This window comes from Marinifilum caeruleilacunae, assembly GCF_013141825.1.
GTDB classification, from domain to species: domain Bacteria; phylum Bacteroidota; class Bacteroidia; order Bacteroidales; family Marinifilaceae; genus Marinifilum; species Marinifilum caeruleilacunae.
In genome coordinates this window covers 172,848-186,300 of the sequence record NZ_RZNH01000003.1, presented here as the reverse complement: position 1 = coordinate 186,300, position 13,453 = coordinate 172,848, and the positions used below count along the sequence as shown (strand labels likewise).

Below are 13,453 nucleotides of genomic sequence, written 5' to 3'. Positions count from 1 at the left end.
GCAAGCCACAAGCTCGCCCTTCACTCTATCGTGATTTTTTGCTTACAATATCAATTTAAACACCATCAAATCAGCTTTGTCTCCTAATCGGCTGGCACTAATGGCTACAGCATTGGCATCGCAGACTGCAATATCATTCAGTTCTACACCCTGCGGCAAACTGAATTCTTTTTCACTTTTCACATTGCCCAGTTCATCAATCTGCACCAGTTTTATTTTCTTATTGTAGGTGCCGGCAATCACAAAACTTTGATCGGCCAAAGTCACCACGTGCTCAGGCATGCCTTCGCCTGAAAACGCTAGTGGCGTTTCCCAAAGTTTTTTACCAAGGCAGTCGTAAGTTGCCGCATAGGCGCCATTAGCCGTCGATCCAGAAAAGAGAACTTTTTTGTTGGCATTTATGCCAATGGCAGTGGCCTGCTGATCTTCGGGCAGTACGACATCCCATTCTAAGTAACCAGCCGCATCGATGGCAAAAATCCAGTTCCCGGCTGCGGCAAAAGCATTGTTTGAAACAGTATCGCTTGCCAAAGCATACACTTTGCCTTTATTAGTATAATTACGCGACCACAGTTTTTTGCCATTGGCATTTAGCTTTACAAGGGCAGGAGTGAACAAGGAGTCTTCTGCATTTTTGGTATAGCCGGCAATTAATATGTTATTGTTGGGGTACACTATAAAATCGAGCGCTTCAGCCATGCTTACTTTCTGATTGAATACATTCTGCCCATTGGCAGCAAGCTTGTAAATCCATGCCTGCCCTGCCACACTATCAACAATGGCATTGGTAATGCCTGCCACATAAATTTCATTCTGAGCACTCACGCTCACTTTATTTACAATATCATCGAAGGGATTTCCCAAAATCTTATTCCAGAGCATTTTTCCATTGGCATCCAGACCTAAAATCCAGGAGTCGTACATTTCTCTTTCGGCTTTTGGAGTGGCCGAAACCACCACAAGTTCTCCATTGGGGCGTGTGGCAATTCCACCCCCAAAATCCTTGAACTCCTGATTGTCAAATCCTTTAGCAAATTGGTAATTTTCCCCTGGAAAATCTGCCAGCATCTCTTCTCCCAAAATGCTGGCTTTCAAATTAAAAATATCAATGTATTGTTCTCCTTCGGGATATAAAGACACAAATTTGTTGTAAGCCTCCAAACTTTTTACACTTTTGGCCCATTCAAAAAGCAATTTCTTCTTTAAGATTTTAGCTGCTGATATTTTCGAAGAATTGGGAAAGTCTGCCATAAAATTCTCGATGGCCTCAAGTGTCTTTTGTGCAGATGCCTCCTTAAAGGCCAATTCTGCCATGCGTTTCTTTACCGCATTTACTTGTTGTGCTTCAGGGTAATTGGTCACAAAAATGCGCAAATCGTTTAATGTGCCTTTACTAATCGCATGCTGATAAGCCAGGTCGTTTCGCATTTTAGTTGCAATACTAACTTGAGCCGATTCAGGATAATCTTTTAAAAACTGATCAAGAGCCTCAACAGAATTTTGCGTCTCTGCTTCACGAAATTTAATGTAGCTTAATATGTGCGACACATTGGTGTAGTATTTCGATTCTGGAAATTCTTTTAAAAATCTCTTTGCATGATCGGCATTGTTCTCCTCCCTCACAAACTTGATTAACTTCTCCTCGAGATATTGATATTCCCAGTCCATGTTTTTAGCTATGGGCCTGTTTTTGCGCTTCTTATCTTGTCTCGTAAACAATTCATTTAAAACTTCTTTGTCTTCTTCAGAAAACTGAGGTTTTGCCTCATATACCTTCTGAAAATATTGTAAGGCATAAAAGTAATCTTTACCAGAATATTGATCGAAAGCGTAAACTGCGGCCATTCCAATATTTGCCATTGGTGATTCAGGCTCTTTTGCCAATACTTTCTCAAAATTAGCTTTGGCCTTGGCAAACTCACTGTCAATATCAGCTTTAGCCCGGGCTTCCATGCCTTTAAATAAAGAATTATTGTATATCCTTTTCGGATTTTGTGCCAAACCAAGCAATGATACTAGCATGAAAAGGATGAGTATATTTATTTTTCTTGAAATCATAAGTAGGGGCTTATTTTTTTAAGACTAAAAATTCTACACGACGATTTTTCGATCGTCCTTCAACACTTTGATTTGTATCGATGGGCCTTGAATCTCCATAACCAGCGGCTTTCATTCTGTTGGCATCGATTCCTTTGTCAGCAAGGTATTTTACCACCGCCTCGGCACGTCGCTGACTTAAACCCTCATTCAATTCATCTGAGCCTACATTATCGGTATGTCCGCTAATCTGAATCTGACTCACAATTCCTTCTTGTAAGAAATTAACAACCTTGTCGAGTTCTTCAAAAGAGGTTGGTAGAAGTGTACTTTTATTGGTTTCAAAAAAGATATTGTCTAAAACAAGTGCAGCTCCTTCTTCAATTTTTCGTAGCTCTTCGCTAAATAAATCTTTGGGCAATTCGGGCTCAATAAAAGTTATGCTTCCATGCGAGTGGCAATTGTTTTGGTCACTTACGTGATAGGTATATGTACCTGCTTCCAGATTGCTAAGTTTTGTGCTGTTTTTTATTCCATTGCTCCAATCGATATTATACGGAGGCTGCCCGCCTGATATGCCTAAGCTAATCACACCATCGTTTATAATTTTGCTGATTTGGCCTGTTACAGGATTTTTACCTCCTGTATATGAAGAGTCAATCACTACGGTTTCCAAGCCTTTGGGAACACATGCGCATGAGGTGCAATCAACTAAAGGACGAATCTCAAAATCGTCGAAAAAGTAGTAAGCGTAAGATTTGCCTTTTTTGTTTTTGGTATCACGACCGGTAACTACATAGTTGGTGTTTTCATAGTTCTTAAAGTTTCCTACAATAAAGTACTCCTCGTAACCTTGGGCAGTATATATCATACAGAACTGAACCCATTCTTCCGTATTATCAAGAAAAAGGCCTGCCTTATTGCTTAAGTGAGCTTTAAAATTTAAATGGCTTTTGTTGCCATTCGCGATTTTCGTTTCAGAAAAATGCATGCCCAACTGATCAACCGCAAACTTACTTCCCGATGCCAGTTTGTACCAAAATGAAACGCAATATTTCTGACCTTCAATCATCGGACTGCTTAAAGTGCCCTGAAAATATTCCCTGAAGTTTCGATTGCTCCCACTAAGAATGGCTCCCATGTAGCCTTTGCCTGATTTGGCTTTGCTATAGCCTGCAAAATTATCGGGCACGCCCACTTCTCCAGAACTACATTCGTTAAAATAATCGGGAGTGGTAAATGATGGATAGGTCCAATTCGGAATCAGCTTGTGAGTCTTATCCATAAAAGTGTAGCTTTCGGGGCATTCTTCATACTCTTCAAAGCTGGGATTAAGCACCATATTTTCCACTTGGGCATAGCTTCCAAAGCAGGTAAAAACAGCACTCAATACAATGAGATACTTTAGGTAGATGTTCTTCATTATAAGTAAAGTTATAGTTAAGCGATCGCTCTCCAATAATAAAAATCAAAATCTCAATTGCTCAATATTTATTGCTATTACAGGAGGTTTGTCAATAAAGAAAATAGGAGGATATGGATTGTTTTAAAGGATTCAAAACGAAATGAATGCTCCTAAATTCATCCGATCATTTCAAATGTATTAACAAAACATATTCAAAACAAGATTATTAAGGATATTTCTCTGCTTTTCCAATTGTGAATACAAGAAGCTCTGCAAGACTATAATTTATTTACGATTTCAACTCAATAACCAATTCATGCTTTAAACCTTCCAATCTAAATTTATTCTAAATACAAACTGCATAAAACGATGAGATTATCTTTATATCCGAAAATGCGCTATATCGTTTTAAAAATGGGGTATTCAGAGTTTATTATCTTAAACTATTAATTAATACACATCTAGATATCTAAACATAACGGGAGTCATAGAGGCCTATAATTCATATATTTATTAGATCTATTGAAAGCTAGACTCAATAATAAATCTATGAAACGTCCGTGATTCAAGGATCGATCAAGCTACTACAATGACATGATCCTTCATCATCGGAATGTTCCATCTGCAAAAAAGAAAACCTAAAAGTCACAGATGAACATGGCGAACAAAAACGACAAGTCGAGAAGAAGATTCCTGCAAAAATTGGGTATTGCAGGAGCGAGTACCGTTGCCGGATCGGCCTTGCTATTGCAGGGGTGTAGCGATTCAAACCAAGCCAGCGGTAACAAAGTAAAAGTACTTACTGCCGATAACAAATTGGTAGAAGTAGACGTAGCCCACCTAAAACCTGGAGATAAAATTCAGGATTTATCGTACCTACAGAAAAGAGGTCGCGAAGGAATTCCGGGAAAGAAATTTGTAATGGTTGTTGATTTGGCCAAGTGTAAAAATGCCCGCAAGTGCATGAAAGCCTGCCAGAGCGCACACCAGCTAAAACCCGAAATGCACCACCTTAATGTTCTGGAAATGGAAGATCCGGTAAAGAAAACCTCTTACTGGATGCCGAAAACATGTCAGCATTGCGATAACCCACCTTGTGTATCGGTATGCCCGGTTGATGCAACTTTCAAGCGTCAGGATGGAATCGTATTAATCGACAACGAGCGTTGTATAGGTTGTAGATTCTGTGTGGCAGCCTGCCCGTACTCGGCTCGTACCTTTAACTGGACAGAACCTAAGAATTCCGATAAAATGGCTGATGTTACTTACGATATGGAACTGAATGTTCCACAGAAGAAAGGTACCGTTACCAAGTGTGCATTTTCTGCCGATCAGTTAAGATATGGGAAACTTCCTTATTGTGTATCGGCATGTCCAAATGGGGTATACTATTTTGGCGATCAGAACGAAGATTTGGTTACCAATGGAACCACAAAGAAAACTGTGCGCCTAAGTCACTTACTGGAAGAGAATGCGGCCTATACGCTTATGCCCGAACTGGGAACAAAACCTAGCGTTTACTATTTGCCTCCAAGAGAGAGTGAGGGATAAATCAATTAATAAGTAGTAATGAACAATTAAGGATACAATTGCTCATTGACTAATACCCACTTACTAATTACTAATAACATGAATGAAACAATAGCAAAAGAACACCTGAGCGAGGAGCAAATTGATCAGGATCTTTTAAAAAATGTGAACTGGGGAGGCAAATTTAAGCTATGGATGGGCTTTCTTACAGTGTCACTTATAATCTGCTTGTATTACTATTACCAACAATTGCAAAACGGATTGGGCGTTACAGGTCTTCACGACTATGTATCCTGGGGAATCTATATTTCCAACTTTGTTTTCTTTGTTGCCACTTCTCTTATCGGGATGTTGGTTTCATCGGTACTCGGAATGATGAAGGTAGACTGGGTAAGACCCGTTTCCAGAATTGCCGAGTTGGTAGCTGTTGCCTTCGCCATGGTAGCAGGTTTAATTATCATTACCGATATGGGTCGCCCCGATCGTCTGTTGAACGTTTTTATACATGGTAGAGTACAATCGCCAATTGTTTGGGATATCGCTGTGGTGGTAACCTATGTGGCCATTAGTGCTTTACTGCTTTATATTCCAATGTTGCCCGATATTGCGCTTTGTCGCGATAAGCTGAATAATGTTCCAAAATGGCAGCAAAAAATGTATCAGCGCTTGTCATTGGGCTGGAACAACACTGCAAAGCAATTCCGTTTGATGAATCGCTACACACGCATGCTTCTAATCTTGATTATTCCAATTGCACTGTCCATTCATACCGTAACTTCATGGTTGTTTGCAATGACCTTGCGATCGGGTTGGGATTCTCCAATTTTTGGTCCTTATTTCGTATCGGGAGCATTCGTAGCAGGTTGTGCAGCCGTAATTATTGCCATGTATTTTTTCCGCAGTAACTATAAACTTAAAGATTATATCACCAGCGATCATTTCGACCGTATGGGTAAACTATTGGTTTTGGTTGCCCTTGTGTATGTATATTTCAATATCAATGAAATTATCGTTCCCGGATATAAAGCCAATACCGCCGATGCAAAGCATGTACACGAAATGCTTTATGGACACGATTCTGTAATGTTCTGGCTGGTTCAGTTGGGCGGCTTGGTTATCCCTTTCCTACTGATATTGTTCAGACCAATGCGAAAGCCACTGCCATTAACCATTATTGCGGTAATTATTTTGGCCGGAGCTTGGTTCAAGAGAGTATTGATTGTAGTTCCTACACAGTTGGCACCTTACTATCCAATTCAAAATGTTCCTGAAGCTTGGAGCGGATATTCACCAACTACACCAGAAATTGCCATTACCATTGCATCATTTATTTTGGTATTGATGATTATTACCGTACTGGCAAAATTATTCCCAGTTGTTCCAATTTGGGAAGTGAAAGAGGAAATGAACCACAATAACAACAAGTAAGATGAAGAACAATAAAAGATATAAACTGATCATTCTGTTCTGCCTTTGCTTTTTGGCTGTGGCGAATGTGAATGCACAAAGCGATTGGCAAGTACCTGCCAAAGATAACGAGAACCTAAGCCCTTTCCTTTTCGATGATGATATGATACTGGAGGGGCGAGTTGCCTACGAAAACTCCTGTACATCATGTCACGGAACACCTGGACAGGACGATTTTACCCCAATGTCTCCACCTCCGGGCGATCCGGCAGCTGAGCAGTTTCAGGCTCAAAGCGACGGCTCCTTGTTCTATAAAATTAAAATGGGCCGTGCAAGCATGCCAAAATTCGAAGATGCTTTCGCAGATGACGAGTTGTGGAACATTGTAGCCTACATTCGAAGCTTTAATGAAAACTACAAACAGCAATTGCCAAATATGGAAGGTGTTGAAATTCCTGTATATGCAATGAAGCTAAGTTTCGATCAGAATGTAGACAAACTGGTGGTTAAAGTACTGGCCGAGGAACTACCACAAGCCGAAGTAAGCGTAAGCGCCTATGTAATGGGAACTTTTGGGAAACATTTATTGGGCAAGGCACAAACCAATGAATTGGGAATTGCCTATGTAGATGTGGACCCTGCACTTCCTGGTGATGCAGAAGGAAAAGTAAATGTACTGGTAAAAGCTACCAAAGAGTTTGCAAGAGCAAAAGTTCAGCAAGATCTAGCCATAGCAATGCCAACAGAGATTCATTCAGCCATCGAAGGACGTCACATTTGGAGTACAGACAGAATGGCTCCTATCTGGTTAAAAATCACATTTTTCGTTTCGGTGTTTGGAGTGTGGTTTGCACTTCTGTTTATCGTGTTCGGATTGAGAAACATTAAAAGAGCACGAGAAGAATCATAAATAGAAGAGGCTTAAGTAATAATTGTAGAAAATAAAAAAATCAAAATATATGAAACTTGCAAGGCGTGATTTTTTAAAGAGTTCGGCAGCAATCGCCGCTGCAACCGCAGTTGGAGTTGCTGTACCTGAAACTCTGAAAGCAGAAGCTCGCGAAGCCGAAAGTGGCTGGACATGGGATAAGGCTGTATGTCGTTTCTGTGGAACAGGTTGTGGTATCATGATTGCCACAAAAGATGATAAAATACTTGCTGTAAAAGGTGATCCACTGGCTCCTGTAAACCGTGGGTTGAACTGTATCAAAGGATATTTTAATGCAAAAATAATGTACGGTGCCGACCGTCTGAAAAAACCTTTACTTCGTGTCGACGAGAATGGAAACTTTAGTAAAAACGGAAAGTTTAAAGCAATAAGCTGGGAACGTGCTTTCGACGAAATGGAAAAGCACATGAAATCGGCGATGCAGGAATTGGGACCAACCGGAATCGGAATTTTTAGCTCAGGCCAGTACACCATTATGGAAGGTTATGCAGCATCAAAATTGATGAAGGCAGGTTTCCGTTCTCACAATATCGACCCAAATGCCCGCCATTGTATGGCATCGGCCGTAGTGGCATTTATACAGGCCTTTGGTATCGATGAGCCAGCAGGAAACTACGACGATATGGAAATTACCGATACCGTTGTAACCTGGGGGGCAAATATGGCCGAGATGCACCCGATCCTTTGGTCGAGAATTACCGAAAATAAATTAAGTAATCCAGATAGAACCAAGGTGGTGAACCTTTCCACTTATACCAATCGTACTTCCGATTTGGCTGATATCGAAATCATCTTCAAACCAAATACCGATTTGGCAATCTGGAACTACATTGCTCACGAAATTGTATACAATCAGCCAGAGGCAATCGATTGGGATTTTGTAAAGAAATATACCGTGTTTGCAACAGGTTTTGTGGATATAGGCTATGGAATGCGTACGCCTGATCATCCAAAATTCACCGATAAGGAAAAAGAAACCGTAAAGCACGAAGTAGCTAAGAAGCTGACTGCTGATGAAGGAAAAGCTTTAGCATACCTTGGTTACAAGGAAGGTGATATGATGGAAATGAAACATCGTAACAAGGCTGTGAATCACTGGATTATTCAGTACGAGGAGTTTAAGAAAGCATTAAAGCCTTACGATTTGGATTATGTAGCCAGCGTTTCTAAAGGTGACCCTGAAGAATCGATGGAAGACTACAAGAAGAAACTAAAAGCTTTGGCTGATTTATATATTGAAGAAGGACGAAAGGTTTGTTCCTACTGGACCATGGGATTCAATCAGCATACAAGGGGTTCATGGGTAAACGAGCAAGCCTATATGGTTCACCTTTTACTGGGAAAACAATCGAAGCCGGGTGATGGTGCCTTTAGTTTAACAGGCCAGCCATCGGCATGTGGAACTGCTCGCGAGGTAGGTACATTTGCACATCGCCTGCCAGCTGATATGGTTGTTGCCAATGCAAAACACCGTGAAATATCCGAGAAATTGTGGAAAGTTCCTGCAGGAACCATTAATCCAAAAGTGGGTAGTCATTTAATGAAAATCCACCGCGATATTGAGGATGGAAAAATCAAATTTGCATGGATCAATGTTTGTAATCCATATATGAATACTGCCAATGCCAACCACTGGATTCGTGCAGCACGTGAAATGGATAACTTTATTGTTTGTTCCGATGCTTACCCTGGCATTTCGGCCAAAGTTTCCGATTTGATTTTGCCTTCGGCAATGATTTACGAAAAGTGGGGCGCATATGGAAATGCAGAGCGCAGAACCCAGCACTGGAAACAGCAGGTAACGCCAGTAGGTGAAGCAATGCCTGATGTGTGGCAATTTGTAGAACTCGCCAAGCGATTCAAGCTAAGCGAAGTTTGGGGAGCACAAAAAGTTCCTGGTTTAAAGGATGGACTTCCTGATGTTTTAGAAGGCGCAAAAGCAATGGGTTATTCACCTGATGATACCCTTTACGATGTCTTGTTTGCCAACGAAGATGCCAAGAAGTATGCTTGGCCAGATCCAATTGGAGAAGGCAGAATCAACACCGAAGCAGCAGGTGATAAGCGTAAGGTAAAAGGATCTGATGGAAAACCATTTGAAGGATATGGATTCTTTATCCACAAATACATTTGGGAAGAATACCGCCAGTTTGGTATTGGAAATGGTCACGATTTGGCCGACTTTGACACCTACCACCACTGTCGTGGATTAAAGTGGCCTGTTGTTGATGGAAAAGAAACCTTATGGCGTTTCAACTCAGAATATGATGTGTATGCCAAAAAAGCAGGAGTTGGACCATTTGCATTCTACGGAAAAGCATTGAAGAAAATGCCACAGGGATCCATTTCAAAACCTGATATGTCTAAACCAAAAATCGATCTGGCAAACAAAGCAAAGATCTTCTTCAGACCATATATGGAAGCACCAGAGGTGCCAGATAAAGAGTATCCATACTGGATGTGTACAGGTCGTGTATTGGAGCACTGGCATTCGGGAACCATGACCATGCGTGTACCAGAGTTGTACCGAGCAGTTCCGGAAGCTCTTTGTTACATTCACCCAAAAGATGCTGCTGAGCAAGGCCTGGTAGAAGGCGATTTAGTTTGGGTAGAATCCAGACGTGGACGCATTAAAGCTCACATCGAAACACGTGGAAGAAATCGTGTGCCAAGAGGTCTGATTTATATCCCTTGGTTCGATGAGAAGGTATTTGTAAACAAACTTTGTTTGGATGCCACTTGTCCGATGTCGAAAGAGACAGACTTTAAGAAGTGTGCAGTGAAAATAAGCAAAGCGTAAACAAGATATGAGAAGTGAGATATGAGAATATCTCCTGTCTCACTTCTATAAACTCATATCTATGAAAGAAGAATCTATGGCCACAAGAAGAAAAGTGATTCAAAGAATGCTGGAAGGAGCTGTATTTATGGGCGGTGGAGGCTTGCTTTGGGGGAAATCCGTGAACGCAAGCACCAAGGCCGATTATGTCCTGCGTCCTCCAGGAGCTTTGAAAGAAAAACAATTTCTGAAAGCTTGTATCAAGTGTGGGCAATGTGTTGAAGCATGTCCCTACGATACCTTAAAGCTGGCAGAACCTGGCGATGGTATTGCGAATGGAACACCTTTTTTCGAACCCAGAACAATTCCTTGTTACCTCTGCACCGATATGCCCTGTACCGATTCTTGTCCGTCGGGTGCTTTAGATTTAAAAGCACTTACCAAAGAAGATGAAAAGGCAGATATCCTTAATTCGAGAATGGGATTGGCAGTGATTCATAAAGAATCCTGCCTGGCCTATTGGGGAATTCGTTGCGAGGCTTGTTATCGAGCTTGTCCTTTGGTTGATAAAGCCATTACCCTCGATTATGAAGTAAACGAAAGAACCGGTAAACATGCCAAACTGCTTCCAATTGTGCATTCCGATGTTTGCACAGGTTGCGGCGTATGCGAACAGGCTTGTGTAGCCGAAAAAGCTGCCATTTTCGTATTGCCTCTCGATAAATCAACAGGAGAAGTGGGCGACCATTACATCAAGAGCTGGGAGAAAAAAGATGAACAACGAATCAATGAGGATGTTGAAAAAGCAGATGACGATAAGGATGTAAAATCTGCCATCGACTACTTAAATGATGATGATTTAATTGATGACTAAATAAAAAGCTGATGAAAAATATGAAGTTTTTACTACTAAGGCGAATCATTCAGCTTTCCATTCTCTTCCTTTTTGTTGGAGGAAACTATTTTGGATGGGAATTGCTGCGAGGCAATTACAGTTCAGCCATCATTGCAGATTCATTGCATTTGAGCGATCCTTATGCGGTGCTCCAGATTTTAGTGTCTGGTTTCCTTGCATCGAGTTCGGTTTTATTTGGAGCATTACTCATCTTCCTGATCTATGTATTAATAGGAGGAAGAATGTTCTGTTCCTGGATTTGTCCGATGAACATCATTTCTGATATTGCATTTCGCTTGCGCAGAATCTTAAAGATTGAAAGTGATTCGAAAGTCTCTCTTTCAAGAAATTTGAGGTATTACATTCTAGCTTTAAGCCTGATTGTGTCGGCAATTTTTGGTTTGGCTGCCTTCGAAATAATCAGTCCGATATCCATGCTTCACAGGGCCATTGTATTTGGTTCGGGAGCCGGATGGGCAATTGTTGCAGTGGTTTTCCTGGTCGACCTGTTCATCTTAAAAGCAGGTTGGTGCGGACACATTTGTCCGTTGGGAGGTTTTTATTCTCTTGTGGGAAAACAAGCTGTAATTAAGGTGAAACACAACAAAGAAAAATGTACTAATTGTATGGACTGTTTCGATGTATGTGTGGAAGAACCTGTACTGTCTATCGTAGGAAAGAAAAGCGATTATATTCGTGGCGGAGCTTGTACCAACTGCGGAAGATGCATAGAAGTATGTAAGGATGATGCCATGAAATATTCGCTAAAATTCGATCTTAAAAAATAATGTATAAGCTAAACTTCAGGATTATAAAAATAAAATCTAAAAACATGAAATATCAATATCTAGCCCTAATTGCTTTGTTCTTTTTAGTAGCCTGTAATCAGGCAAAAGAGACAACAATTGATGAAGATCAGTTGGGTTTTATTGATGCAGATTTGCATTCGGATGAAACCAATTTTAAAATGAAGGCCAATTTTAATGAAGAAAAACCAGAGGTAGGAGTAACCATAGAACGCTCATTTGAAAATGCGCCACCTATGATTCCACATACAACCGCTGGCTTTTTCCCAATTAAAATGGACAATAACATTTGTTTGAGCTGTCACATGCCCGATAAAGTGGAAGAGTCGGGAGCACGTGAAATTTCGAAAACCCATTTTCAAAGCTGGCGTCCGCAAATGGATGTGAAAGATGGCGTGTATTCAAATCCAAAAGAAGACAATAAGGTATTTGTAAAAGAGGTGAAAGATTTAAATATGGCTTATTTTAATTGTTCGCAATGCCATGCACCTCAGGCTGAAGTTACCATTGATATCGAAAACCTGTTTACCGTTGAATTCAGGGAAGAATTTGGGATCAAAGAATCCAATTTGCAGGATAATATTGGAGACGGAGTAAATAACTAATAATTGGCATTTGGCTGTTGGTGAGTTGTAAAAATCCAACAGCCAAAGTAGTATGATGTAGATTTTTTTAGATGAAAATTTCTACAAACTTTGTAAGCACTCAAAAGGAGGAATAAGATGAATATATCCAGTGTAGTAGTTCGTGTATTGCCAGAGAATACCGAACATTTGGTAGGCAAACTTAAAGAGAGTGATTTGTGCGATTACCATTTGCATGATGAGGGGAAAATAATTGTCACAATCGAAGGAGAAGGAATCAGTGAAGAAATTGCCAAATTAAAGCAGATTCAGGCCATGAAAAATGTGCTTTCTGCCGATATGATGTATTCCTATTCCGAGGATGAATTGGATCAGGAGAGAGATAAAATTGATCAATCAGACGGCATCAAACCCTGGCTCAATGATAACAGCAAAGATGCCGGTATCATTTCCTATGCTGGAGACCTGAAAAAGAAAAAACTATAAATTGAAAGGCTACCTTAGGTGGCCTTTTTTATTGAATATGTGATTGTTATATGAATTTTAATGGTGTGCTTTCACAAATCAAAGCCAACCTTCTCCGACGAAGCAATTACAAAGGTAGAATTGAAACGAGTTAGAAATTCAAATTTCGAAAGTTTCTCCTGGATAAAATATTGAAACTCGTTCATATCCTTCACCATAATCTTAAGCATGGCATCAAAATTACCCGAAGTGTAGTAAAACTCCATCACTTCGGGTAAGGCCAAAGCTTCTTCACGAAAAGAATCAACCACATCCCTGGTGTGTTTGGTGAGCAATATGGAGATAAAAACCGTCATGCTTCGGTCTATTTTTTCAGGATCGAGCATGGCAACATAGTTCTTGATAATTCCACTTCTTTCCAATTTTTTTACCCGCTCATAAACTGGTGTGTTACTCAGGTGTAACTTCTCAGCTAACTCCTTGATGGTGATTCTACAATCCTGCTGCAGCAGTTCCAAAATTTTACGATCTGTTCTGTCGAGATTTTCCATAAGAGAAAATTTTTCTATTGATATGCCTTTTTTGCGCTTTTGTAA

11 protein-coding genes are annotated in these 13,453 nt (G+C 40.4%); 8 read left to right on the top strand and 3 right to left on the bottom strand.

Features of this window, described 5'->3' with window-relative positions; genetic code table 11:
• Positions 1-42: 42 nt before the first annotated feature.
• Together ELS83_RS03480 and ELS83_RS03475 are read right to left on the bottom strand one after the other, a co-directional pair.
• Positions 43-2,022, bottom strand: a complete 1,980-nt coding sequence (locus ELS83_RS03480) for an outer membrane protein assembly factor BamD (RefSeq protein WP_171594137.1) — start codon at positions 2,020-2,022, stop codon at positions 43-45.
• Positions 2,023-2,068: 46 nt separating this feature from the next.
• The gene (locus ELS83_RS03475; RefSeq protein ID WP_171594136.1) at positions 2,069-3,460 is read right to left on the bottom strand and encodes an OmpA family protein; all 1,392 of its coding nucleotides are present in this window, start codon (positions 3,458-3,460) and stop codon (positions 2,069-2,071) included.
• A gap of 639 nt (positions 3,461-4,099) precedes the next feature.
• Between ELS83_RS03475 and ELS83_RS03470 the strand changes: the two genes are divergently transcribed.
• From ELS83_RS03470 to ELS83_RS03435, 8 genes are all read left to right on the top strand, one after another.
• Entirely contained in the window at positions 4,100-4,993 is an 894-nt protein-coding gene (locus ELS83_RS03470) for a 4Fe-4S dicluster domain-containing protein (RefSeq protein WP_216616350.1), read from the top strand.
• Positions 4,994-5,071: 78 nt separating this feature from the next.
• Entirely contained in the window at positions 5,072-6,400 is a 1,329-nt protein-coding gene (gene nrfD, locus ELS83_RS03465) for an NrfD/PsrC family molybdoenzyme membrane anchor subunit (RefSeq protein ID WP_171594134.1), read from the top strand.
• 1 nt (position 6,401) lies between these two features.
• Positions 6,402-7,289 (top strand): c-type cytochrome, encoded by an 888-nt coding sequence (locus ELS83_RS03460; RefSeq protein WP_171594133.1) that lies wholly within the window; start codon positions 6,402-6,404, stop codon positions 7,287-7,289.
• Between the two features lie 49 nt (positions 7,290-7,338).
• A complete protein-coding gene (napA, locus tag ELS83_RS03455; protein WP_171594132.1) occupies positions 7,339-10,128 on the top strand; it encodes a nitrate reductase catalytic subunit NapA in 2,790 nt (929 codons plus the stop codon).
• A gap of 61 nt (positions 10,129-10,189) precedes the next feature.
• Positions 10,190-10,981, top strand: coding sequence for a ferredoxin-type protein NapG (napG, locus tag ELS83_RS03450; RefSeq protein WP_171594131.1), 792 nt, complete (start codon positions 10,190-10,192; stop codon positions 10,979-10,981).
• 11 nt (positions 10,982-10,992) lie between these two features.
• Positions 10,993-11,790, top strand: coding sequence for a quinol dehydrogenase ferredoxin subunit NapH (napH, locus tag ELS83_RS03445; protein WP_171594130.1), 798 nt, complete (start codon positions 10,993-10,995; stop codon positions 11,788-11,790).
• Positions 11,791-11,834: 44 nt separating this feature from the next.
• Positions 11,835-12,413, top strand: a complete 579-nt coding sequence (locus ELS83_RS03440; RefSeq protein ID WP_171594129.1) for a nitrate reductase cytochrome c-type subunit — start codon at positions 11,835-11,837, stop codon at positions 12,411-12,413.
• A gap of 117 nt (positions 12,414-12,530) precedes the next feature.
• Entirely contained in the window at positions 12,531-12,878 is a 348-nt protein-coding gene (locus tag ELS83_RS03435) for a chaperone NapD (protein WP_171594128.1), read from the top strand.
• A 71-nt stretch (positions 12,879-12,949) separates the two neighbouring features.
• On the opposite strand, the gene ELS83_RS03430 is transcribed toward ELS83_RS03435, so the two are convergent.
• The gene (locus tag ELS83_RS03430; protein WP_171594127.1) at positions 12,950-13,408 is read right to left on the bottom strand and encodes an Lrp/AsnC family transcriptional regulator; all 459 of its coding nucleotides are present in this window, start codon (positions 13,406-13,408) and stop codon (positions 12,950-12,952) included.
• Positions 13,409-13,453 lie beyond the last annotated feature (45 nt).